This is a genomic window from Haloarcula argentinensis DSM 12282, assembly GCA_000336895.1.
GTDB classification, from domain to species: domain Archaea; phylum Halobacteriota; class Halobacteria; order Halobacteriales; family Haloarculaceae; genus Haloarcula; species Haloarcula argentinensis.
On the sequence record AOLX01000017.1, the window covers coordinates 419,597 to 444,880 of the forward strand.

At 62.8% G+C, this 25,284-nt stretch carries 17 protein-coding genes; 11 read left to right on the top strand and 6 right to left on the bottom strand.

The window, feature by feature from the left end:
- The first annotated feature begins 613 nt into the window (after positions 1-613).
- From xacF to C443_RS11140, 6 genes are all read left to right on the top strand, one after another.
- Positions 614-2,059, top strand: coding sequence for a 2,5-dioxovalerate dehydrogenase (xacF, locus tag C443_RS11115; RefSeq protein WP_005536372.1), 1,446 nt, complete (start codon positions 614-616; stop codon positions 2,057-2,059).
- A 670-nt stretch (positions 2,060-2,729) separates the two neighbouring features.
- Positions 2,730-3,812 carry a D-xylose 1-dehydrogenase Gfo6 gene (gfo6, locus tag C443_RS11120; protein ID WP_005536374.1) on the top strand — a complete coding sequence of 361 codons (1,083 nt, stop codon included), beginning with the start codon at positions 2,730-2,732 and terminating at the stop codon, positions 3,810-3,812.
- 44 nt (positions 3,813-3,856) lie between these two features.
- The gene (locus C443_RS11125; protein WP_005536376.1) at positions 3,857-4,723 is read left to right on the top strand and encodes an MBL fold metallo-hydrolase; all 867 of its coding nucleotides are present in this window, start codon (positions 3,857-3,859) and stop codon (positions 4,721-4,723) included.
- Positions 4,724-4,850: 127 nt separating this feature from the next.
- On the top strand, positions 4,851-6,026 hold the full coding sequence (locus C443_RS11130; RefSeq protein WP_005536378.1) for a mandelate racemase family protein: 1,176 nt from the start codon (positions 4,851-4,853) through the stop codon (positions 6,024-6,026).
- Positions 6,027-6,166: 140 nt separating this feature from the next.
- Positions 6,167-7,474, top strand: a complete 1,308-nt coding sequence (locus tag C443_RS11135; protein ID WP_005536380.1) for a DUF7405 family protein — start codon at positions 6,167-6,169, stop codon at positions 7,472-7,474.
- 94 nt (positions 7,475-7,568) lie between these two features.
- Positions 7,569-8,729, top strand: coding sequence for an iron transporter (locus C443_RS11140; protein ID WP_311241269.1), 1,161 nt, complete (start codon positions 7,569-7,571; stop codon positions 8,727-8,729).
- Positions 8,730-8,902: 173 nt separating this feature from the next.
- Here the strand turns inward: C443_RS11140 and C443_RS11145 are convergent, their stop codons facing one another.
- Together C443_RS11145 and C443_RS11150 are read right to left on the bottom strand one after the other, a co-directional pair.
- The gene (locus tag C443_RS11145; RefSeq protein ID WP_005536382.1) at positions 8,903-10,591 is read right to left on the bottom strand and encodes a bifunctional metallophosphatase/5'-nucleotidase; all 1,689 of its coding nucleotides are present in this window, start codon (positions 10,589-10,591) and stop codon (positions 8,903-8,905) included.
- A 269-nt stretch (positions 10,592-10,860) separates the two neighbouring features.
- Positions 10,861-11,787, bottom strand: coding sequence for a nucleoside hydrolase (locus tag C443_RS11150; protein ID WP_005536383.1), 927 nt, complete (start codon positions 11,785-11,787; stop codon positions 10,861-10,863).
- A gap of 365 nt (positions 11,788-12,152) precedes the next feature.
- Between C443_RS11150 and C443_RS11155 the strand changes: the two genes are divergently transcribed.
- Positions 12,153-15,605 carry a CehA/McbA family metallohydrolase gene (locus C443_RS11155; protein ID WP_049944011.1) on the top strand — a complete coding sequence of 1,151 codons (3,453 nt, stop codon included), beginning with the start codon at positions 12,153-12,155 and terminating at the stop codon, positions 15,603-15,605.
- Between the two features lie 3 nt (positions 15,606-15,608).
- Entirely contained in the window at positions 15,609-16,334 is a 726-nt protein-coding gene (locus tag C443_RS11160; protein ID WP_005536385.1) for a hypothetical protein, read from the top strand.
- An 84-nt stretch (positions 16,335-16,418) separates the two neighbouring features.
- On the opposite strand, the gene C443_RS11165 is transcribed toward C443_RS11160, so the two are convergent.
- Positions 16,419-16,613 carry a XapX domain-containing protein gene (locus tag C443_RS11165; protein ID WP_004518274.1) on the bottom strand — a complete coding sequence of 65 codons (195 nt, stop codon included), beginning with the start codon at positions 16,611-16,613 and terminating at the stop codon, positions 16,419-16,421.
- A gap of 459 nt (positions 16,614-17,072) precedes the next feature.
- On the opposite strand from C443_RS11165, the gene C443_RS11170 reads away from it, so the two are divergent.
- The 3 genes from C443_RS11170 (at position 17,073) to C443_RS11180 (ending at position 19,796) form a co-directional block, all read left to right on the top strand.
- Positions 17,073-18,113, top strand: a complete 1,041-nt coding sequence (locus C443_RS11170; protein WP_005536388.1) for a zinc-binding dehydrogenase — start codon at positions 17,073-17,075, stop codon at positions 18,111-18,113.
- A gap of 365 nt (positions 18,114-18,478) precedes the next feature.
- Positions 18,479-19,252 carry a CbiX/SirB N-terminal domain-containing protein gene (locus tag C443_RS11175; protein WP_005536390.1) on the top strand — a complete coding sequence of 258 codons (774 nt, stop codon included), beginning with the start codon at positions 18,479-18,481 and terminating at the stop codon, positions 19,250-19,252.
- Positions 19,253-19,328: 76 nt separating this feature from the next.
- Complete coding sequence (locus C443_RS11180; RefSeq protein ID WP_005536392.1) at positions 19,329-19,796, top strand: DUF2062 domain-containing protein; 468 nt, start codon at positions 19,329-19,331, stop codon at positions 19,794-19,796.
- 24 nt (positions 19,797-19,820) lie between these two features.
- Here C443_RS11180 and C443_RS11185 read toward each other — a convergent pair whose 3' ends face one another.
- The 3 genes from C443_RS11185 to cobN all read right to left on the bottom strand — a co-directional run bounded on the left by C443_RS11185 (position 19,821) and on the right by cobN (position 25,257).
- Positions 19,821-20,579, bottom strand: coding sequence for a cobalt-precorrin-7 (C(5))-methyltransferase (locus C443_RS11185; RefSeq protein WP_005536394.1), 759 nt, complete (start codon positions 20,577-20,579; stop codon positions 19,821-19,823).
- A gap of 66 nt (positions 20,580-20,645) precedes the next feature.
- Positions 20,646-21,371, bottom strand: coding sequence for a precorrin-8X methylmutase (locus C443_RS11190; protein ID WP_005536396.1), 726 nt, complete (start codon positions 21,369-21,371; stop codon positions 20,646-20,648).
- Positions 21,361-25,257, bottom strand: a complete 3,897-nt coding sequence (gene cobN, locus C443_RS11195) for a cobaltochelatase subunit CobN (protein WP_005536398.1) — start codon at positions 25,255-25,257, stop codon at positions 21,361-21,363. The genes C443_RS11190 and cobN overlap by 11 nt, the downstream gene beginning before the upstream one ends.
- Positions 25,258-25,284: the final 27 nt, after the last annotated feature.

A 25,284-nucleotide genomic window follows, 5' to 3' on the forward strand; every position in this document is an offset into this window, starting at 1 on the left:
GCACTGGAGCCGTTAGCATGGTAAATTCGACCTGGTTCGAGAGAATTGGGCCGTCCTACAGCGCATTGACTGGTATTTTTTCGCCGGTACTGTTTATCGCTATCAATCAAATATCGCTATATCAAATGGCGTGAGAGCGCCTCACCGACGACAGCCAATCCAGCAACGACCAGCACGGATCGATAACATACATACACATGTTATACTATGAAGTAGATTTATATACTAGGAGAGGGCGAAGCAACGAGCAATCATAACGACACGGCAACAGAATAGCTCAGGGAGACCGGTACGGACCGACATAGTATTTCCAGCAACACAAATATCACAACGCGGCCACGCCCCCCGTTGTGACAGATCTGGCAACACACAGATTCCGTGTTGTCGCGGTGTTTGACAGCGGTAGCTATTTTAGTGGTCTTCGATTGCGATTCCGCTATGATTCAGTTGTCACAATCCGGTTGGGTGGACAGGCGGCGATGGCACCGACTTCGGTGTTATCGAGCATTGCCGTGACCCACCCGCATCAGCCGGTCGTTCCATACCGTCGAACGACGCGGCACAGCGAAGCATGGGAAACGCGTAAGTATTGGGAATGAGATGAATCAAACGTATGACGCAGACGTATGAGAACTATATCGGCGGTGAGTGGACCGGGAGCGGAGAGACACAGGACGTCACGAACCCGGCAGACGAGACTGACATCGTCAGCACGGTTCCGGTGGCCTCGGCGACGGACGCCGACGAAGCGGTCGCGGCCGCGGCAGCAGCAACAGACGAATGGGGCGGGATGCCCGGCCCGGAGCGCGGTGCGATCCTGCGTGAGACCGGTGAAATCCTGAAATCCCGGAAAGAGGAGCTTGCGGAGACGCTGACTCGCGAAGAGGGGAAGCCGCTCGGCGAAGCCGAAGGCGAGGTACAGCGGGCGATTGATATCTTCTATTACTACGCGGAGAAGGCCCGTGACTTCGGAGGCACCGTCAAACAGCCAAGCGGCGGCCGCGCCGGCCTGCAGACGAAGAAAGAGCCGATGGGCGTCGCAGCGCTCATCACGCCGTGGAACTACCCCATCGCGATCCCGGCCTGGAAGATCGCCCCGGCGCTTGCAGTCGGCAATACTGTCGTCATCAAGCCCGCGATGCAGGCGCCGACCGTCGGCGCGATGATCGTCGAAGCGCTGGACGAGGCTGGCATTCCGGACGGCGCTATCAACCTGGTCTGTGGCCCTGGTAGCGAAGTCGGTGAGCGGCTGACCACCCACGACGACGTCGACGTGGTGTCGTTCACCGGCAGTGCCTCGGTCGGCGAACACGTCTACGAACAGGCGACGAGCAACGGGAAGCGTGCCCAGGCAGAGATGGGCGGGAAGAACCCGACTGTGGTCATGCCGAGCGCCGACGTGGACAAAGCGGCCGACATCGTCGGAGCCGGAGCCTTCGGCGGGACGGGCCAGGCCTGTACGGCGACCTCCCGGGCTATCGTCCACGAGGACGTGTACGACGAGTTCCTCGACGCCATCGTCGACTACGCCGAGTCCCTGGATATCGGAGACGGCCTCGACCGGGCCGGCATGGGTCCCCACGTCAGCGAGGACGAACTCGCGGGAAGCCTGGAGTACATCGACATCGCACAGTCGGAGGGGGCGACTCTCGAAACGGGCGGCGAAGAACTCACCGGTGGCGAGTACGACGCCGGGAACTTCATCTCGCCGGCTGTCTTCTCCGACGTCGAGCCCGACATGCGTATCGCGCAGGAAGAGGTGTTCGGGCCGGTGCTCGCCGTAATTCCCGTCTCTGACTTCGACGAAGGTGTCGAGGTCGCCAACGATATCGACTACGGGCTCTCGGCCAGCATCGTGACCGACCGAATCGAGGAAGAAAACGAGTTCATCGAGCGGTCCGAGTCCGGCGTGGTCAAGGTCAACGAGAAGACGACCGGGCTGGAACTGCACGTTCCCTTCGGCGGCCTCAAGCGCTCCTCGACAAACACCTACCGCGAGCAGGGTGACGCCGGACTGGAGTTCTTCAGCTACATCAAGACGGTGTACCGCAACAGCTAATCGAGGCGGCCACTACCGCTGACCGCAAAGTAGCATTTCTGTTGCATAGTTTTTATGTCGTACTAATCGCTACTTCCTATTGCTCTTGTCAACCGCAAGAGCGTGCAAAGTCATGGTCGTAGCCCAACCGACCGACGATGGTGGACCGCTCCCAGCATCGGCACTGTCTGTCCCATACAGACGTTCCACTTTCGTTATTAGCGCCCCAGCATCCGGACCAAGCGTCACTCCGCGAAATACCACCAACCGGGCCAGTCTGAGTGCGGCGGGAAATACCCCGTGTGCACACAGCGAGTGGGGCAAAAATCCGAATCGACACTCTGTCAAACGAACCGAGGTACTCTACTCACGGCCCTTCGTTCATAATGATGGAACACCTTCCGTAACGGTTGTACTGTCGTTATTCTCGATACGGAAACCGGAGAGCGGAGACGAAGACAGACCACAAACGGCCCGTGAGACAGCATTTTCCACTCGAACTGTCGACCCGGTCGGTGTAAGATATCTGCGGGTGAGACTATCGTATTGTTCCACAATACCAAACATCTATGTCATCTGTCGGGACGAGTTTACTTATCTAATGAACTATCATTCGCCGCTCTGGAACAGTGCAGGCTGACACGGGCGTGCCAACACAAAAGATAATATCCAGCCAATTGACCACAATGGTATGAACGTTGACGCGCTCACGGGAGGATTCGACCGTCGAGACTGGCAAGAACAGACAGAGACCGACGACCCAGTTCGATTCGCGATGATCGGCGTCGGCTGGTGGACCACCGAACAGGCGATGCCCGCCGTCGACGCGGCAGAGCTCTGTGAAACGACTGTGCTGGTCAGCAGCGACCGCGAGAAAGCGGCGGACGTGGCAGCCAATTCGGAGACAGTCGAACACGCAATTACGTACGAGGAGTTCCACGACGGGGCCGCAAGCGACGCGTACGACGCCGTCTACATCGTCACCCCGAACGCGCTCCACCTCCCGTACGTCGAGACGGCGGCAGAACTGGACAAGGCGATCCTCTGTGAGAAGCCAATGGAGGCCACCATCGAACGCGCCGAGCGAATGGTCGAGGTCTGTGACGAGCACGACGCAACGCTGATGATCGCCTATCGGATGCACACCGAGCCAGCCGTCCGGCGAGCGAAGGACCTCATCGACGAGGGATACATCGGCGAGCCGCTGTTCGTCCACGGCAACATGACCGAACCCATTCTCGAACTCGTCCCCAACCCCGACCAGTGGCGGCTGGACGGGGAGCTGTCCGGTGGGTGTGCCGTCATGGATATCGGCATCTATCCGCTGAACACAAGCCGATTCCTGCTGGATGCCGACCCCGTGGCCGTCCGGGGAACCGTCGCATCGGTGCAAGAGGAGTTTGCGGACGTGCCCGACGAACACGGGGCGTTCCAGCTAGATTTCCCTGGCCACGCGTACGCGGTGTGTACCGCCAGCCAGAACGCACATCTCGACAGCCACATCTCCGTACTCGGAACTGAGGGCAAGGTCCGCGTCGAACCGGCTTTCTACCCCTGGGACGACCGCGCGCTCCAGTTGTCTCACGAGGGGACGACAGTCGACATCGACTTCGAACAGATCGACCAGATGGAAGAGGAGTTCGAGTACTTCGCCCACTGCCTGCTGACCGGCACTGAGCCCTACGCCGACGGCAAACACGGCCTCGTCGATATCAACACGATCAAGGCCGTCTACGAGGCCTCAGAGACGGAGTCGACGGTCACGCTCGATTGACCGCGGTGCGAGATTTTTTGACCCGGCCAGGCATAGTTCGGCGCATGGTTCAGTCAACGTGGGACGACTGGTTCGTCCGCGACGAAATAGAGGCGACAGACCCCGGCGACGGCGTCATGATCTGGTATCTCGGCTGTAACGGGTTCGTGCTTCGCTCACAGTCGACGACGCTGTACATCGACCCCTACTTCGGGACTGGCGACCCGCCGAACCTCATCCGTATGATTCCGGTGCCGATGGACCCTGCCGACGCAACCCAGTGCGATGCCACACTCGTCACACACGAACACATCGACCACATGCATCCGCCGTCGTACGGCCCGCTGGTCAAGGACCTCGGCGCGGATCTGTATGCGCCGTCGGCATCGTACGAGTCCCCGGACTACGACGGTGAGATACGGGTGCCCGACGAGCAGCGCAACGAGATCGCCGTCGGTGACGAGTTCGCTGTCGGCGATTTCACCGTCCACGTTACTGGGACGAACGACCCCGACGCCATCGAACCAGTGGGGTACGTCATCGAGCACGACGCCGGGACGTTCTTCCACGCCGGCGATAGCCGGTCTGCCGAGGCGTTTTCCGATGTCGGCGAGCGGTTCGACATCGACGTGGGGGCGCTGGCGTTTGGCACCGTCGGCTCCATCTACGAGCCCGAGCCGGACCGCGGTGTCAGAACGAAGTGGTATATGGACGAAAACGAGATCATCGAAGCCGCGAACCAGCTCCAGCTATCCCGGTTGCTCCCCTCCCATCACGATATGTGGCAGGGTGAAGCCGGCGACCCGAAGGTGCTTCACGAGCACGCGGTGTCGTTCGACTACCCCCGAGTCATCGAGCCGCTGTACATCGGCTGTTCAGTGCGGCTGGGTGAGCCCGGGATTCGCCGTCTCGACGCGCTGGGCGACGGCTGATGGCGTCGCCGTTTCCGCCCTGCCTTTCGTTTGATGAAGCGGATACAGGTTCAAACAGCCACCCGGCGTGCTGTCGTTCGTTTGCCGCGGGATAGCTTTAATATCCCAACCTCGGAACATCAGACAAATGTCGCCAACGATAACGAAGATCGAAAGCCGAGAGTTCGAGTACCCCCTCGAAGACGTGGGGACCGACAAGCACGGTTTCAATCTGGTCTATGCGCCGGGCGAGACAACCACGCGGAAACTATTCGGCGTACAGATCCATACCGACGAAGGAATCACGGGCGAGTACGTCGGCGGCAATTCGCCGGCAGCCGCCCAGTACAACATCGTCTCACAATACCTCATCGGCAAAGACCCGCTGAAACGCGAGAAGCACTGGTCCGAATGCAAGCGCGCGCTCCGGAAGTACGACCGGATGGGTATCGGGCCAATCGACATCGCGCTGTGGGACTTCGCCGGCAAGTACTACGACGCGCCGATTCACGAACTGCTGGGGACTTACCGCGAGCGCATTCCGGCGTACGCGTCGACGTATCACGGCGACGACGCTGGCGGGCTGGACTCGCCGGAAGCCTTCGCCGACTTCGCCGAGGAGTGCCGCGACGAGGGCTTCGGCGGCTTCAAGATCCACGGCTGGGGCGGCGGCGACGACTCTCGAAGCCTCGACCGCGAAGTCGAGGCGGTACACGCTGTCGGCGAAGCAGTCGGCGACGAGATGGACCTGATGCACGACCCGGCCTGCGAACTGGAGACGTTCGCCGACGCGCTGGAGCTGGGTCGGGCGCTCGATGAACAGGACTTCTTCTGGTACGAGGACCCGTTCCGCGACGGCGGCATCTCACAGCACGCCCACAAGAAGCTGGCACAGAAACTCGACACGCCGATTCTCCAGACCGAACACATCCGCGGACTGGAAATCAAGTCCGACTTCGCAGCCAGCGAGGCAACCGACTTCCTCCGGGCCGACCCCGAGTACGATGCGGGCATCACCGGCGCGATCAAGGTGGCCCGCATGGCCGAGGCGTTCGGGCTGGACGTGGAGTTCCACGCGCCTGGTCCCGCCCAGCGCCACTGCATCGCCGCCTGCCGCAACTCCAACTACTACGAAATGGCGCTTGTCCACCCGGACTGCCAGAACACTCAGCCGCCGGTGTACGATGGCGGCTACTCCGACCTGATGGACGCGGTCGACGACGACGGAACGGTCAGTGTCCCTGACGGCCCCGGCCTGGGTGTGGAGTACGACTGGGACTACATCGAGGACAACACCACCGGAAGCGTCCACGTCTACGAATAGCGGCACATAGCACATCCCGTCTGTTTTGATCGCTCAGTAGCGGAAGCGCCTTGTCGCCAGCGAGGACAGGCCACCAAACGTCGTCCTGTTGGATGTCAGGCAAATATTTATGCCGAACTCGTCCGAACGAACAGTAGTTGATGACGGACGGAGACAGGACCCTGACCCGCCGGGAAGCGCTCCGCGCAGCCGTCGCGGTCGGAGGGTCGGCAGGGCTCGCAGCCTGCCTCAATCTAGAGAGCCAGCCAACGGAGACGGGGGAGGCGAACCGCAATACCGACCCGCCAGACGGAACCGAATCGGCGGCTGAACTACCGAATCGACAGCACGCATGGACCGAGTTCTCTCGAACCGACAAGCACGGGAACCCGGTGCTCGCTCGGCATCACGTGTTGCTACTGGCTAACTATGTTGACGACGGGCCGGTCGACGACGTAGACCGGAAGCAGGCTGCGAACGCGTTTCGCGAGCTAGAGGAGACGTATCGGTGGGCATCCGACGGGCTGCTGTTTACTGTCGGCTACTCTCCAGCATACTTCGACCGATACGACGAACCGCTTTCGGAGTCGGTTGACCTGCCCCGGCCGGCGGCACTAGCCCCTTTCGAGGACCCGTCGTTCGATACTCCGGATCTCCTCGTGCATCTGGCAAGCGACCGTGCTTCAGCGGTGCTCGAGGCCAAGCAAGCGCTATTCGGTGAGTTGGAAACGGCAAACGGGAGCGAAGTCACCGAAACCATAGATGGGATAGTCGAGTTGGTCGACCGGCGGACGGGATTTATCGGTCCAGGGCTCCCGGCGGAACACGACGATGTAAATGGCGTTCCGGACGGAGCGGTCTCCGAAGATGCACCGCTGTTCATGGGTTTCAAATCGGGGTTTGTAGAGAATCAGGCAACAGAAAACAGCGTAACGATCACCGAGGGTCCGTTCGCGGGCGGCACCACGCAACACCTCTCACTGCTACGCACGGAACTGGACCAGTGGTACAACCAAGATTCCCGGGAACAGCGCGTCGCAAAGATGTTCTCGGCGACGCACGCGGCGGAGGATCTGGTCGAGGGTGTCGGCGACAACCTCGGTGATTCGTCGCTCGTATCGGAGACTGGTGTCGGTGACCGCGTCAGTGACGACGCATTTGAGGAAGGCGTGGTCGGGCACGCCCAGAAGCTCGCACGTGCGCGAGACGAGGACGGCGACCCACGGCTCCTCCGACGCGACTTCGCGACGGTAGACGATGGCCGAACCGGTGTCCACTTCCTCAGTCTCCAGGAGAGCATCGCGGACTTTATTCAGACCCGGACCGCCATGAACGGCACCGATGTTGCGAATGTCGGCGGCGTCGGCACGAAAAACAACAACGGGATACTGCAGTACATTACCACAGTTCGACGCGGGAACTACTTGCTCCCGCCCCGCTCGAAGCGCTCGTTCCCCCGTCCGTCGTGACCCGACTGGACCCACAGTCCTTCCGAACGACGGCGATAGTGTGTCCCTGACAAGGTTTTATATCCTTTCCGAGAGACTAATCGCCATACAGACCATGTGGCCCGAGAGAGACCCTACGCGCCGTGACTTCATCGCTACGAGCGGGGTAGCACTTGGGATGAGTGTCGCCGGCTGTGCAACGGGGGACGACGCCGCGGGCGAGACTGAGACTCCATCCGGGGCTGCACCTGGCGGGACCGAAGCAACGCCCGAGGGAACCGACGCGGGGCGGGAGAACGAGCTCCCGACAGCTACTGCGCAGGAACGCCCATTGGTACACATCCCGGCACATCAGGACGGGATGCGGATGGTCGGTATGACCGAGGTGGGGCCGTACATGGTGGCGATGTCCTATACACTGCCTCACGACTTCTGGGTACTAGCTGGCCAAGAGAAGAGTTACGTACGGATCAACGATGGGCAGGGACTGCACCTTATGGCAACCGTGTGGGACCCGGAGTACAACCAGCGTATCCCGCTGGGTAGCCCGCCAGTCGAGGTTCGAGACGCCGCGAGCGGCGATAGTGTGGCCGAGAAGTCGCTGTGGCCGATGCTGTCCCAGCAGATGGGCCCCCACTTCGGAGACAACGTCGCGTTTCCCGACGAGGGTGAGTACACGGTGCAACTCTCGTTTGACCCGGTTTCGGCGCGGCAGTTAGGGGAGTATCGCGGGCGGTTCACCGACTCGGTGGACGCCGAGTTCGACCTGCTGTTCAGAACCGACATCACGAACAACATCCGCGAGCGGTTCGTCGACGAGGCGGGACAGGCGGGGGCGCTCGAACCGATGGAGACGAACATGAAACCCAACGGATCACTGCCGGAGGTGAGGGCGCTACCGGGAGATCACGGTGGTATCGTCGATGGTGGGGCTGCGAAATTTGTGGTCCAGGTTCTGCGCAAGACCCCGGCGGGAATCGACAGTTCGGGCCCGTATCTCGCGGTGTCCGCTCGAACACCGTACAACCAGTATCCACTCCCGTTCATGGGCCTCCGAGCAACTGTTTCCAGCGCCGGTGAAGAGGTCCGCGAGCCACTGAAGGCAGCCATCCACCCCGAACTGGGGTATCATTACGGTGCCCCGTTCCCTGCTATCGCGATGGGTGACGAGGTGACGCTAGAAGTCGGAGCCCCGCCGCAGATCGCGCGACATCGCGGCTACCAGACTGCGTTTCTGGAGTTCGACGACATGACGCTCACACTTGGAGAGCAGTAGTCAGGGCCGTTCAGAGATACAGCGAAGAGACAATGTTTCTCACGTGAGGTGTGGCTTGGCCGTGTCACGCCAGCTACGAGCGAGATGGAACGCCGACACGGAGCGTCAGACCAGAAGACGTCTGCTAGCGCCGAGACAGTACTGGTTGGCACGAGTGAAGCAATATCCGTGTATTATTCTGTCGTGATGCGGCCTTCGACCGACGGCGAAATCGTTCCGTCTTCCTTGATTGCGTCCTCGACGATGACCGACAGCAGTTCGCCCTCGTTCGCGTCGATAATGCGTGGAGCGTCCTGGAACATCGTGTAGCCGTCGCCGCCGGTGGCGGTGAAGCCGTTTGTTGCGACGGTGTAGGTTGCTTCGGTGTCGAGTGGCTCGCCGCCGACCGTTACCTCAGTGACGCGGTCGCCCTTCGATTTGTCCGGGTCGTAGGTGTACCGCATACCGCTCACTTGCAAGAACCCGCCCCCGCCAGTCGAACTGAGTTCCAGCGCCTCGACCAGCGTGTCACCGGGAACCTCGATGGTCACTTGGTTGTTTCCGAACGGGAGAACGCTGTAGACCATCCGTCTCGTGATGTCGCCTTCAGGGTAGAGTTCGTCAGTCCGGATACCGCCACCGTTCTGGATTGCGATGTCCGCATTGCCGTGGCTGCGGAGCGCATCGGCAATGTAATTCCCGAAGTTCGATTCCTCGGAACGGACAGTGTCCTCGCGGGCATCGAGCGGAACGGTTGTCTCCCCGATGACGGCGTCGAGTTCGTCACTGAGCTGGCTTTCGTAGTTCTGCGCGACTTCGAGCACGTCTGGGTGCGGTTCGACACGGTCCTCCTCGACCGCAGCAGCGGTGTCGTACACCGTCAGGCTGTGGTCGGTTCGCTCCCCGTCTTCGACGGTGAGCGTCAGTTCGCCGAGGTACTCGTACTCGTCCCCGACAAACGAAAGCACCGTGTCGTTCACGACTTGCGGCTCCTCGGAGAACTTCGCGGCGTGGTCGCCGACGATAGCGTCGATCCCGTCGACAGACTTCGCGAGTTCGACGGCGACCGGGCTCGCCACGTGGGACAGCACGACGACGAGGTCGGCACCGTCGTCCCGCATTTCGGTCACGACCTCGTCGACGGGTTCCTCAAGGCCCGGGACATCCGTCGTCTCACCCATGGTCGTGATCGTCGGCGCTTCGACGTTGATTATGCCCGTGATACCGACCGTCACGTCGCCGGCTTCGACGAGTTCGTACTGGCTCGCTCCCTGTTCAGCACCGAACACGTCGCCCGTCTGTGTGTTGCGGGCGTTCGCGCTTACCCACTGGAACTCGCTGTCGATAATACGGTCCCGCAAAACGTCCGGCCCTCTGTCAAAGTCGTGGTTTCCAAACGTGTCGAACTCCAGCCCGCCTTCGTTGAACGCGTCGACAATGTGTTTCCCGTCGAACTGTGCGGAGAGAATAGAGGTGGCCAGATCGTCCCCGGATCCAACCTTTATCGAGTGTTCGTTATTGTCCGCAATCTGATTCATCAGATCGAAGTAGGTGGCGATGTTCGCCGCCTCTTCGAGGTCGCCGTAGCTACCGTGTACGTGAGTGTCGTGGACGAGCGTCACCTCGCCCGTTGCAGGTTCAGATTCGGTCTCGACAGTTCCAGCTGAAGTCGCGGTCTCCTGAGCGGCTTCGGATTCTTCGTCGGTCTGCTCGGTCCCATCCTCGGTACTGGAAGAACAGCCAGCGAGACCCACAGCGCCGAGTGCAGCAGTCGCCGAGAGGAACTTCCGCCGGTCGACTGGTCTGCTCTCCGTATCGTTCTCCGTTCGGTCCGCTGAAGGGGTTTCTACGTCATCTTTGTTGCTTCGTGCCACAGTACCCATTAGACTGAACTTTTATATAAAATGTTTGCCGGGGTCGATCTCGATAAGAGTCCGACAATCGATCGACATAGACGCTGGTGCGGGACTCTGGCGCAAAATGAGCCACAGAAGTTATGCCATATTTCGCCCAGTCGGCAATGGCACAGTAGAGGGCCGAGTACGCGTGATGCAACGGGTCAGTCGTCTGTGTTTCTGTGGTCTGGTTTCGATGTAGTTTCATATCGCTCTAAGAGGAATTTATACTAGCAAAACCGCACAGCAAGCAGCTGTTACTGTGTCGCGTAGGCCTGAAGCCCCGTTTCAAGGACATCCCGATAACGGGCCACATCAATGTCAACAGCGACACGACTGTTAGGGTCGTTGTCCGTCGTGTCGTGCTCGTCGCAGATGACGGCCCCGTGGCAGGGGCCGCCGGTCGTGTCGACCTCGAGATAGTACTCCTCGAAGGTGAGTACCGAGTCGTCGACGAGGTCGGCGACGACAGCGGCGTCGTGGATGGCCGGCGCGTCGGCCAGCGGGTAGGTTCCGGAGTCGGGCCGGTAGTCGAGCCACTCAGCCACGGTCGCTCGGACGCCACCAGCCGTGCGGAACTCCTCGATGAACTCGGAAGAGACGGTGGCGCGGTTGGTCACATCCAGCCCGACCATCCGCGTGTTGGCGTCCTGCAGGACGCGGCTGGCCGCCGCAGGGTCGTTGTGGAAGTTGGCCTCGGCCATCGGCGTCACGTTCCCGGTTGTCATCGCCGCCCCGCCCATGAGATAGATGTCCTCGACAAGGTCGGGTAACCGGGGCTCCTTGGCCAGTGCGAGTGCCAGATTCGGAAGCGGACCGACGGCCGCGATCGTCAGTTCATCCCCGTACTCGTAAGCGGCTTCGATGATTGCGTCGGCCCCGTGGATGTCCCGTGTATCGCCGTCGGCGTCGGGGATATCGCCGCGGAGTCCGTTCTCACCGTGAATCCACTCGGCGGTCGTGAGGTCGTCGACGAGCGGGCGGCCACAGCCCTGGGATACCGGAACGTCGTAGCCCCCGATATCCAGTATTGCGTGGGCGTTTCGCGTCGTGTTCTCGATAGTCGTGTTCCCACAGACAGTCGAAAGACCGACAACGTCGATTGCATCGTGACCGAGCGCCATCGCCAGCATGACCGCGTCGTCGCAACCAGGGTCCGTATCGAAGAAGACTTTCCGTGACATACCTTCGGAATTCCGCCCACCGGGTGTTAAAAGCTGGTACGTCCCAGTCGTGACACGGCAGCCCCGCTGTAGACAGACCGCAGTATTCTGTGGGAATCTGTTGGGCTGTCGTCGCTACCACAATCGGTGTGTCGGAATGTGTGGCCGACAGATCAGGTGTGTCCGTCAACGCCGTCTTATATTGGCCAAGCGGTGTGATAGCAGGGGACAGCAAGGAGTAGGTCCATCCCCAGAGTCGAAACCCGAGCCACGGTTCGCAGGGACGAGGCGAAGTCGATTATTCGTTACGGAGAACAGTCAGTATCCCGAAACAGTGCGTCTATGATAAATTTTAACTATATAGTCACAATACTGTACAGGAAGTGATGGATAGAAATCACATACGGCCAGTACTACTCAGCGTACTACTCGTTTTGTCGGTTGTCAGCACCGGCTTCCTCGGAAGCGCCGCTGCTGCATCGAGCGAACAAAACGAGCTGGCAACGGCGAACAGTCAGACAGCAACACAGACGGCCTCGGGTGGTGGGGCGACCTGTCAGCTGGACCGTAGCTGTCCAGTTCCTGATAATTCAGTCGATCTCAACAACAGCGGTGCCGGGGTCGACGTGTTGATCGACGGGAGTCATCAGGGCTCGACGTTCACGAAGTTCGCAAACCGACTCAGCGAACGCGGTTACGACGTCGACACGAAACGGTCGACGTCAGGCGGACTAACCTCGTGGAACAGTTCGGCCGCGAACGGGCTGTCGGACTACGACGTAGTCATCATTCCCGTCCCTCAGACGGCCTATAGCGAGGCCGAACAGGAGGCGATCGACGAGTACGTCAGAAACGGCGGCAGCCTGTTCGTCGTCGGGGAGTGGACCTCACCACTGCAGGGCCACGCCGGCAAGCTCAACGACATTACCGACCCGTACGGACTCCACTTCAACGGCGAGAGCGACAAGTGGCTCCGGAACATTCAGGACCCGACCAACAAGACAGTCGAAGACTACGAGTGGCGAGTTGTGCTCCACAACACGGGCCAGCATCCCATAATGAACAACGTGGACACCGTGGAGTACGACGGCGTCAGTCTCAACGTGACCGACACGGACAACGGGACGCAGGCCCCGTTGCTGTACGGTGACAGCGATACCTACGAGTACACCTACTCCACGACAGAGAAAGAGTATCCTCGTGGCGAGCGCATCGTCGGTGCAGCCGCGACGTGGGACATCGGTAACAACGGCCGCGTCGTCGCCTTCGGTAGTCAGAAGTCGGTCACGACGTATCTCACCGACGAGTGGCAGGCCGAACACCAGCAGACCGATACGCGGCCGTTCCTCTTCCGGACGGTGAAGTGGCTGGCCTCGTCGGGCCACGTCGAGCGACCGGACAAGCCGGTCGCCGTCACCGGCGAACGAGTCAAGGGCGGCGAGACGCCGGCGAACGAGACGATCGTCCTGAAAAACAGCGAAGTCGCCGCCGCCATCGGCACCGAGACGAACGGCCCCTTCGGCACGCTGCCGGGCGGTATCTACGACGCCAACGCGTACGGGCTGACGACCGATCAGATCGGCGTCGCCGAGTTCGCGTTCAACAACTTCGGGACGTGGCCGGACTACGAGTCCTTCGAGCGCCAGAACGCAACCGGTCCGAACGGCGCAGCAGTCGTCACCGCGACCGGTCACGTCAGTACGAACCCGAACGTGTCCGTCACGACGACGTACACGCTGCCGGCCAACTCCAGCCACATCTGGATTAACACCACGATGGAGAACGGGGGCGACCAGCGCCTCCCGGTCAACGACTCTGAGCGCCTCCAGAGCGGGGCCGCACTGAGTTCCGAGGGGCAGTCGACCTGGCTCCCCGGTTCGGGGACAGTCGAGGAGACGCGCTCGCCGCCGGTGAGTGCCGACACGCTCGACCAGCCCTGGGCTGCGCTCACCGGTGACCGCGTGAGCTACGGCGTCTGGGGCGGGAACGGCTCATTTACCTCGTACACGGGGTCCACAACCTGGGTTGATCCGTGGCTCGAACACCGCCTCGATCCCGGCGAAACGCGGTCGGCGGAGTTCGCCTTCTTCGTCGGCGAGGACGGTTCAAGTAGCGCGACCAGCGAGTACTACAACAAGCAGCAGGGAACCGAGACGGGGACGGTGACCGGCAGCATCGAGAGTACGGACAACGAGTCCGTCTCACAGGCCACAGTCACTGCCTCGAAAGGCGACCGTGCGTTCACCTACACCGTCGGATCGGAGACCGGAACGTACGAACTCGAACTCCCCGCCGGTGAGTACACGCTGACGGCCGATGCCAGTGGGTTTGCGGCGTCAGAGCCCAAGTCCGTTACCGTCAGCGGCGGCGAAACGGCGACCGCCGACTTCGACTCGCTGGAGGGGCCGGCCCCCGTCAACGTCACCGCGACGATAGACGACGAGGGCGAGGTCAGGCCCGCCGACGCCCGGATTACGGTACTCGACGGCGGCACCGCGATCCAGACCGTCTACACCGAAACGACGCCGGCCGGCACGGCCTCGTTCCAACTCCCGCCCGGTAACTACACGCTGGTGTTCAACCACGGGACCGGCTACATCGCCGAACCGGTCGAGAAGAACATCTCGGTGACGCCCGGCGAGGCAGTCAGCGTCAACGCGACGTTCACCGAGGAACTGGACCCAAGCGAACGCAACTGGGTCGGCATCGACCCACACGCCCACAGCAGCGTCAGCTTCGACGGCAAGACGCCTATCGACAACTTCGTCGCCATCCAGAAATCGGCGGGCGTCGATGCGGTGTTTATCTCCGACCACAACGCCATCGGCGGCTGGGGGTCGATGGAGTCACAGGCTCAGGAGCGCGACATCATGTTCGTCCGGAGTGAGGAGATCACCACGGGCGACCTCGGGCACTTCAACCCCTATCCGATGCACGGCGAGGAGATGGTCGATTCCGACGGGACCCTTGTGGAGTTCATCGAGGAGTCCCGCAGCCGACACAACGCGACGGTGTTCCAGATCAACCATCCGGGTGACCGCTTCGTCAGCCTCGACAGCGCGCCCGGCCAGCACGAGGAGTACCTTCCGATGGTCGACGCCATCGAGGCGTACAACGGCCCGTACGGCGAATCTGACGCCGCCAGCGTTCAGGGGCTGTTTACGCTCTGGAACAACGGCTACGAGATCACGGCGACCGGTGTCAGCGACGACCACTGTTCGCAGTGCTTCCCGGCGAAATACGGGAGCGCCCGCACCCGGGCATACGTCGAAGGGACCGTCACGCCCGAGAAGTGGGCCCAGTCCGTGAAAGACGGGCACACGTACGCGACGTACGGTCCAGCCGTCGAGTTCACCGTCGACGACAGGATGCCCGGCGAGACCGTGAACACGACCGCCGGGTCGTCCGTGGAGGCGTCTGCAACGGTCCGGAACCTCGACGAACTGGCCTACGCCGAGGTCATCCGGAACGGGACGACCGTCTCGAACGTCACGCTCGACGGCACAAACGACACCATGAGCACCGACGTTGACATCGATGGGAACGCCTGGGTCGCCTTCCGCGTCGTCGACGAGGACGGCGATCGGGCGCTGACCAGCCCGGTCTGGATATCGGCCGAGCAGGGAGCCGAATCCGGAACGGACGGCAACGGCGAATCCAGCGGTACCACGGCGACCGCCACGCCAGACACCGAGGACGGGTCGGCGGGAACGATGGCCGGGGACACTGCAACCGCGGAGTCGGAGACGACCGCCGCGTCCGGACCCGGGTTCACCGCCGTCGTCACGCTGCTCGCGCTCGTCGGCGCAACGCTGCTCGCAACGCGACGGAGGCCCTGAGCCATGGCAGACACCAGCCAGCGGCAGAGTCGGCGTGGGTTCCTCGGAACCCTCGCGCTGGCTGCGGTGACCAGCGCTGGCTGTAGCAGCCTCGGCGGTACCCAGAACGGCCAGCAGGGCGATACCGGAGCGGGTGGCTCGACGGTAACACCCGAGGCGAGTGACACGCCCGCACAGGCAGACGATGGGGCGCATCACAACGAAGCGAACGGCCACACGCACACAGACGGCGGTCACGACCACGGCGATGGACACAGCCACGACGGTAGCGACGACGAAGCCGATATCGCTGCCGACACCGAACTCGCCGCGTTCGAATCCCACCTGCGCAAGTGGTTCGTCGATATCGACTCCCTCGCCGTCGAAGACAGTCGCGTCAGGTTGACCTACGTCACCAAGAGCACGCGCGGCCACGAACTCGCGGCCGGCATCGAAACGGTCGTCGTCTCATTCATCCAGGCGTACACGGACGACTGGGGGGTCGAGGGCCTGGATGCGGAGGTAATCGAGCCGTCCGGCGACGTGATGGGCTACTGGCGAACTGAATCGCGGTGGGTCGAACCGGTCGTCGAGGGCCACGAAACGCGGACCGCGCTGCTCGAACGGACACTCGACACGTACCACGGCCGCCTCACTCGCGATCACGACCACGGGGAAGCCGAAACCGACCACAGCGGGAACGAAAGCACTCACCAACATCACAACGGGACCGAGCACGCAGACCACTGACGGCGGTAGTGTAGTCACTGCCGTCGTCGCCGTTCTGGGCGCGAAATGTGAGACGATTCGGTTCGAAAAGAGCCGTGTCGTTGCTCAGACCTTCAGCAGCGACAGCAGGCTGACGCCAACGTCGAAGTACTCGATGAGGCGATAGCCGACGAGGATTCCAAGGATTCCCATGACACCGGCGAGGTTCGGTGGGGCCGGAATTGGAACATCCAGCAGTCCGAACACGACACCGGTAGCGACGCCGGTCATCGTCGCGACGATAACAAGTGAGAGATTCATCGGTCGGTCACCACTGTCCTGCAGCGAGGACCCACGCAGTCGCGTGTCGGAGCGACCTGAGAGCGGCCGATGGGTGTGTTTGAAGTGTGTGCCATTGGTGCCATAAAGAACGGATTCAAGCGGTAAGTATGCTCCTCATCGAACCAGCAGTGGTGAATAGTAACACACACCAACCAAGATAGATCTAGAGCACCCAAAAGTACATCCGAATGTCCGAGCTAATCGCAATTTGGCAGCCTTATTCTCGTATTTCTCAACAATATGCCGCTATATAAGAATATAATATAGCAAGAAGGAGCAGAACGGGAACTTCCGACACACTGTGTAAACAAATATTCCATAAAGAAACAGAGTATAGAAAAGACGCACACAAATTGATGGGTCCCGAGTAGACCAACCACGACCAGAATAGCCTCCGGGAGGCTGGCGTTTATAACCAAGCCACGGGAAGTGATGACGATGCAAGCCGTTCAGTTCGACAGTCACGGCGACCGTGATGTACTCGAGTATGGCGAGTTTCCCGACCCCGAACCGGGCCGCGACGAGGTGGTCATCGACGTGAAGGCGGCCGCGCTGAACCACCTCGACATCTGGACCCGGCGCGGGCTTCCCGGCATCGACCTCGATATGCCACACATCCCGGGCAGTGACGCCGCGGGTGTCGTCGACGAGGTCGGCGACGGCGTCTCGCGGTTCGAACCGGGCGACCGCGTCGCCGTCCTCGCCGGCAAAAGCGGCGGTGGCGACGAGTTCACGCGGAAGGGTGACCCGACACTCGCGCCGGATTTCCACATCATCGGCGAACACGTCCGGGGTGTCCACAGCGAGTACGCCGCCGTGCCCGCGGAAAACCTCACCCCGGTTCCTGAGGGCGTCGACTGGGAGACGGCCGCCGCGTCACCGCTGGTGTTCCAGACCGCCTGGCGGATGCTGCGCGACCGCGGCGACCTGAAGGCCGGCGAATCTGTCCTCGTCCTCGGGGCGTCCGGTGGTGTAGGCCACGCGGCCGTCCAGATTGCCGACCACGCCGGCGCTGAGGTGTTCGCCACCGCCAGCAGCCGGGAAAAGCTCGACTACGCCGAAGAACTGGGCGCGGACCACACAATCAACTACGAGGAGACGGACTTCGCGGGCGAGATCCGGGACCTGACTGACGGCCGCGGCGTCGACATGGTCGTCGACCACATTGGCGCACAGACCTGGCAGGACTCGCTCAAGAGCCTCGTCAAGGGCGGCCGGGTCGTCACCTGCGGCGCGACCACCGGCGGCAATCCGGAGACAGACATCAACCGCATCTTCTGGAATCAGTTACAGGTCATCGGCTCGACGATGGCCACCCCAGGGCAGGCTGATGAAGTGCTGGATCTGGTCTGGCAGGGAGAGATGGAGCCACGAGTCCGCGAGACGCTGCCGATGAGCGAAATTGCCCGGGCACACGAAATAATCGAGGATCGCGAAGGCTTCGGGAAGGTCGTGGTCGTTCCCGACAGCGAGCTGTAGTCCACCCTCGCGTTTTTGTTGGTACTCCGCCTCGAACAGAGCCGTTGCGAACTGGTCGAAGAGAGCCGAGTACTGCATCAGCATCGTTCCAAGAATGCGGATCACAACGGCGCCAGTCAGAAGTTGGCAATATAGAGCGAACTCGCTACGAGTGACCATCCCGAGGCCGACACGTATCGACCGGCACGGAGCGACTGGGATTGCAGTCGAGCGTCGATACGACCCGCTTTTCAATGCGCTGAACAGACGGCCGTCGGTAGTCGATACGACGGGGGACCCAAAGGTATTAGTGGGTTCCTGCCAACGTTCAGGCAAGCCAACTTTCGCTAAAACAACTCAACTTGTTTTAGCGTTGGGAGCTACCAATGCCACACGACACACTCCTGCTCATCGGTCGGGACACGTCACGCGCTACGCCCTACGAGACACACGCTCGCCGGTTGCGCGAGCGCGGCGTAGCAACCGACGTGACGGTGCTGACCTACGACCACGAACCTCGTCGGGAGTTACGCGACGAACTGGTAGCCATCGACGCCGACCGCGTGTTCGCGCTGCCGATGACCGTCGCGCACGACCACGCGACAGTCACAGACGTGCCGGCGGTACTCGACGAGGTCGACGCCGAGATGCACTACTGTGAACCAGTCGGCCGAAGTCCGCTGTTGACCGAAGCGCTCCGGGACCGCGCCGCTGCTGCAGTCCCGGAGGCCACCGACTCCTCCGTCGCGCTCGTCGCCTTCGGCTCCAGCGGCAAGCCGTACCAGCGTCAGGTGACGGAGTACCACGCCGAGCGCCTGCGCGAGCGCTCGGCCTTCGGCGAAGTCGAACCGTGCTATCTGCTCCAGAACCCCGCCGTCGAATGTGTCAGGTACAACCTCACCCACGACCACGCCGTCGCCGTACCGCTCTTTCTCGCTCCGAGCGACGCGACGGAGACACAGATTCCCGCCAAACTCGACCTCGACAGGGGCGGACTCGCCTACACCGACACGCTGGACGACCACCCGCTTGTCACCGAAGCCATTGCAACCGCCGTCGAGACGGCACGGACGATGGCAGACACACGTACCCCACAGACCTTCGAGGCGACGCTGGCTGCCACAAACCGGCCGATGGCGACCGACGGCGAGGGCGATTAGGGCTGTCGCGGCGGCAGAACCGGGAGCGCCGAACGAGAGGAAGCGATTTGTACCCACGGTACGTTCTGGCACGTAGATGGTTCGCCGACGAGTAGCACAGACGCGGGACCAGGTCAAAGAGAAGCTAGTGGCCGCGCTGATAGAAGACCACTCTCCGCGAGAGGTCGCGATGAGCTTCAGCGTCGGCGTGTTCCTCACTGCACTGCCGACGCTGGGCACTGGATTTATTGCCTTTCTCGTCCTCGCGTACCTGTTCAAACAGCTCAGCAAAGTCGCGCTGTTTGCGTCCGTGCTGATACTCAATCCGCCGGTCAAGTGGGGCGTGTACGCGTCGAGCTTCTGGCTCGGCAACCAGATTCTAGGGCCGGTACCCGGGCTGTCATTCGACGGTGTGTCAATGTCGATGGGTGGTGACGTGCTGGTCCGACTGTGGACGGGGAACGTCATCCTGGCCGTCGTGTTCGCCGCTATCGGATACGTGCTCGCGTTCCGGCTGATCAACGAGTACAGGCGACGGCAGGGACAGACAACCGCAGTTAGCTAAGAAAGACTGGAGCGGGGACCTGCGTCACTCCCGCCGGACGACAAACACGGACAGGTCTGAGAACTGCGTGTCGTCCCTGCTGTCACCGCCGGCATCCTCCGCGAGTTCACCGAGCGTCGTCGCGGTCCGGACCTCGTCATCATGGGTGAGGCGCTCGTAGACCAGCGCCGGCAGATCGGGATCGCCGCCAGCATCCAACAGCTCGGAGGCGATGTCCTCGGGCATCAGGTCGAACGGGCGCGGGAGGACGAGCAGGTGTCGGTCGCCCACGTTGCTCCGAAGCCGGTCGAGATCTGCCGAGAGATCACCGCTCTTGTGTAGCGTGACAAACGTCGTGTCTTCCATCGGCGTCCGGGCGCGGCTGGCAGCGATCTGGAGCGAGGAGATGCCCGGCACGAGACGAACCGGACGGTCGACGGCACGCTGGACCTTCCCCACGAACTGGTAGCCAGAGTGGTTCGGGTCGCCCATCGCGACCGCAGTCCCGCGCTCACCGCCGGCCACGCGCTCGGCAAAGGCGTCCAACGTGTCGAGTTCGTCACGGTAGCCACAGGTCAGCAGGTCCGCATCGGTCCGGTCAGCGACGAAATCGACGACCGTCTCGAAGCCAACGACGACGTCGGCCTCGCGGATCGCCTGCTCACCGCGCGGCGTCAGGAAGTCAGGGTTCCCCGGGCCAATGCCGACGGCGTGGACCGGCCCGTCCGCGTCGGGGTCCTCGGGCGTGCTCGCCGCAATATCGGCCGGGTCAGGCCCGGAGTCAAGATCGTAGTCGTCAGCCATCCAGCAAAACTCCTCCCTCGCGGCTCGCAGGTCGTTCCTCCCCGCTCGCTCGTTCCAAGGGTGTGGTCATAGATCGACCACACCCTCGCGCACGTCCGACGCAACGTGCACCAGTTCGTTCGTCAGCCCGGCGGCCAGCCCGCTCCCGCCGCGGCGGCCGACGTTCGTGATGGTCGGGACGCCGTGCTCGGCGGCGACCTCGCGGAGCCGTTTTCGGCTCTCTGCGGCCTTGACGAAGCCGACGGGCGTGGCGACGGCCACTGCCGGGCGCGTGCCGTCCTCGATGCAGTCCGCCAGCGCGAGTGCGGCCGTCGGTGCGTTCCCGACGACGGCGATAGCGCCGTCGTAGACGCCCTGTTTGTCGAGTTCGAGCACCGACGCGGCCGTCCGGGTCATCCCGGTTTCAGCGGCCAGTTCCGCACCGTTGCCGATGGCCTTCCGCACTGGGCAGTCGTGGCCGCGGCCGGTGATGCCGGCCTTGACCATCGTGATGTCAGTGACGATGGGCTGTTCATCGAGGACAGCACGCGCCCCCGCACGCACCGGTTCATCGTCGTCCGCCCCGGTGAAGCGAACGAGGTGCTGGAACTCGGGGTCGCCGGTCGCGTGGACGGACTTCTGGCGAATCCGGTCGGCCAGCGTCTCGTCGGGAACGAGTTCGCGCACGCGGTCCATGGACGTCTCCGCGATGTCCATTGCGTTCGAGGTGGTCGCGCCGAGGTCCGCGTACTCCTCGAAGTCGTCGTCACTGTTCGTGTCACCGTCTGTCGCATCATTCGTGTTAGTCGTCATCAGAGGTCACCTCCGTCGAATCGCTTCCAGAGCCAGCACCGGCGCGGGCCTCCAGATCACCGTCCACCTCCAGATTCAGGTCCCGCAGGCGGTCGCGAGTCTCGTCGTCGGCGTCCCAGAGCCCGCGGTCAATGGCTTCCAGCAGCGTGTCGGTAATCGAGTCCAGCGCCCAGGGGTTCACGTCCCGGAGCCAGTCCTGTCGGTCCTCGTCGAAGGCGTAGCGCTCGGCCACGTCTTCCCACAGCGTGTCGCTGACCACGTCGGTCGTCGCGTCCCAGCCCAGCACCACGTCGACCGTCGTCGAGAGGTCACCAGCGCCCTTGTAGCCGTGTTCCTCCATCGAGTCGAGCCACGAGGGGTTGAGTACGCGTGCGCGCATCGCCTTCCGGACCTTCTCCTCGTTTGTATAGACATCGACGTTGTCCGGGTCCGAGGAATCGCCTACGTAGGAGTTCGGTTCCTCGCCGGCGATCTCGGTCACCGCGGAGATGAAGCCACCGTGGAAGGCGTACCAGTCCGAGGAGTCGAACTCATCTTGCTCGGCGGTGTCCTCGATTTTGACCGTCGCGTCGACGGAAGAGAGGCGGCGCTCGAAGGCGTCGTGGGCATCGCTGACGCGACCGCGCGACCCCATCGCGTAGCCGCCCCACTGGACGTACACGTCGGCGAGGTCAGAGCGGTCGTCCCAGTTGCCCTCGTCGACGGCCTTGTTCGTCCCGGCGCCGTAACCGCCAGGGCGAGTGGTAAAGACGCGGTGTTTCGCCGCGCTCTTGGCATCACCCTCGTCCATGCCATCGGCGACGAGGTCGTCGGTCTCCTCCTCGACATGTTTCTTTACGTAGTTCATCTCGTGGGGTTCATCCAGGTCGACAACGGCGTCGACAGCGTCGTGGACGACCCCCGCAGCCGCCGGGAACGCGTCCCGGAACAGGCCGGAGACACGCGTCGTCACGTCGATGCGCGGGCGGCCGAGTTCCTCAAGCGGAATCGGTTCCACGTCCTCGACGCGGCCGGCGTCGGACCAGACCGGTTCGACGCCCATCAGTGCGAGCACCTGTGCGATGGTCTCGCCGCGGGTCCGAACCGTCGGCGTGCCCCAGACAACGACGCCGATCTCTTCCGGGTACTCGCCCTCGTCGGTTTCGTGGCGCTCTAGCACACCGTCGGCGACCTCGCTACCCACGTCCCAGGCCGTCTTCGCGGGGACCTTCCGCGGGTCCAGCGTGTAGAAGTTTCTGGCTGTGGGGAGCAGGTCGACACCGCCACGGGTCGGCGCGCCGGAGCCGCCGGGTGGGACGTACTCGCCAGCCAGAGCATCGGCGGTGCGGGGAATCTCGTCGGCTGCACCAGCTACCCGTGGGGCCGCCTCCTCACAGATATAGGCCAGCGCCTCGCGGAGGTCTTCGTGTGCGCCCGACCGCACGCGGGCGTCCCCGAGTGGTTCGATATCCACGACGAGGAGGTTCATGTTCACCTCCGAGCTGCTGTCTTCGAGTTCGCTCTCGGGGACATCGAAGTCATGCTCAGCCAGCGTCCGGACGAGGTCCTTGCTCGTCTCGTGGACGTGGTCGGCGGCTTCGGCGTAGGTCATCCCCAGCGTCTCGTCGTACTCACCGGGGGCGTTGCGGAGCTTGTCGTAGTCGATACCGAGTACACCTGCGACGCTCTCGCGCAGCGACGGCGCGCCGGGATTTTCAAGCCGAGTCAGGGCGACCAGATAGTCGATGAGCCGGTCGTCGGCCGGCGGTTCGCCCATCGTGTGCAGGCCCTTCCGGATCTGGGTCGTCTTCACGTCAGTGAGGTACTCGTGGACCCGTTCGACGAGGGCGTCGATGTCGAGGTCCGCACCCTCCACGTTACCTTCGGCGAGCGTCGAGCCGGCTTCGTCGGGGCCGCGCACGTCAGCCTTCTCGTCGATTTCGCCCGCGATGCCGAGTTCGACGGCGAGGTCCAGTTCGTCGACCGTCTGGCGGATCTGCTCGGCGAGGTGCTCGCCGTCGTCGGTCCGGGCGTCCTCCATGCCGGCCTCGCGGTAGCGGTCGGCCAGTTCCTCTAAGTCGGCCAGATCATCGTACGTCCCGGCGTTGGCCATCACCGGCGTCAAGTAGTCGACGATGGCGGCGTAGGACCGGCGCTTCGCCTGCGTTCCCTCGCCGGGGTTGTTGACGATGTAGGGGTAGACGTTCGGGATGTCGTCGATCAGCTGGTCCGGGGCGCTCTCGCCGTCCAGCCCGACAGTCTTGCCCGGCAGCCACTCCAGACTGCCGTGGGTCCCGAGGTGGACGACGGCATCCGTCTCGTAGCTGTTGCGGAGCCAGCGGTAGAAGGCGACGTAGTCGTGGGGCGGCTGGAGGTCGGAGTCGTGGTACACCTTCGACGGGTCCATGCCGAAGCCGCGCGGGGGCTGGACCGTCACGAGGACGTTTCCGAACTCAACGCCGGGAATTGCGAACGGGCGGTCCGGCGGGTCGCCCCACTCCTCAACGACGTTCTCGCGGAAGTCGTCGTCGAGCGTCTCGAACCAATCGCCGTACTGATCCGGTGAGACGGTGTCGACGCTCAACTCGCGCACATCCTCGGGCGCGACCCAGCGGTCGTCGAGGGTGAGCTGTGCAGTCAAGCGCTCGACAAGCGACTGCCCGCTGTCGGGCATCGTATCACCCAGATCATACCCACGAGCATCCAGTTCCTCCAGCAGGTTCACCGTGCTCTCGGGTGAATCCAGTCCGAACGCCGTACCGATGCCGTCGTCGCTCGGCGGGTAGTTGTGCAGGACGACGGCGACCTGCTTCTCGTCGTTCGGGGTGTGGCGCAGTTCGGCCCAGTTGACCGCCAGCCGGGCAACGTGGTCGATGCGGTCGTCGATGGGGAAGTGCTGTTTCGGCGCGCTGCCGATGCCGGCGTCGTCGTCGGTCCGCTCCTTGCCCGAAATCGGGTGTGTGATGACGTTGCCGTCGAACTCCGGCAGCGCGACTGAGAGCGCGAGTTCGAAGCCCATCACGCCCGTGTCGCTGCTGTCGTAGCGCGAGCGCGAGCGCATCGTCGTCACGGTCTGGATGACTGGAACGCCGAGTTTGTCGAGGAACACATCCTCCGCGCTCTGGCCCTCGTCGTCGGCGCTGCGGCCGCGTTCGTCCATCGACAGCGAGAACATGAACGACGAGCAGACGGCGTCGACCAGCGGGTTGCCGTCAGCATCGAGGAGCCATTCCTCAGTGATCTGCTCGGCGTTCCACTGGCCCTCGGCGTCGGTCGCCGGCTCGCAGAATATCGGGAGCGCGTTCGCCCCCTGTGCCTCGATGGCCCGGACCTGTGCGTCGACGTAGCGGGTATTCTCGTGAGTCCAGTGGGACTCGTAGAACCAGACGGCGACGGTTGGTTTCGCCGGATCGAACGTCGCCCGCAGATCCTCGATGCTCGCCCCCGGATGATCAGGATGGTAGACGCCCTCCGTCGGCAGTGTCACCGGGTCGTCGTACGAGGGGTCAGCGTCGCCGTACTTCGCCACGAGGTAGCGGACGCAGTTGGCGACGTTGCTCGCCCCGCCCTTGTCGAGGTAGTCGTAGACGGTCTCGCGGTGCTCGTCGGGGACCGACGTGTCCTCGAAGGCGAAGGCGTCGCCCGTCGCTTTCACCACGAGCGGGACGCCGGCCTCGCGCAACCGCTCGACGGCGAGGTCATAGCCGGGCATGCTGTCCTCGGCCCCGTGGAGCCAGAGGACGACGGCGTCGGCGTCGGTCAGTTCGTCGACGAACGCCTCGACCGCTGGCTCGTCGTCGAGGTCGCTCTCCGAGCGCACGACGAGGTCGGCGTCGACCTCGCCCGCGGCCCGCTGGACGGCCCCGAGTTCGTTCTCCGTCGCGGTGTAGAGTCCTAGCTGTGGCATAACGTTATTAAATCTCCGTTTGCACTA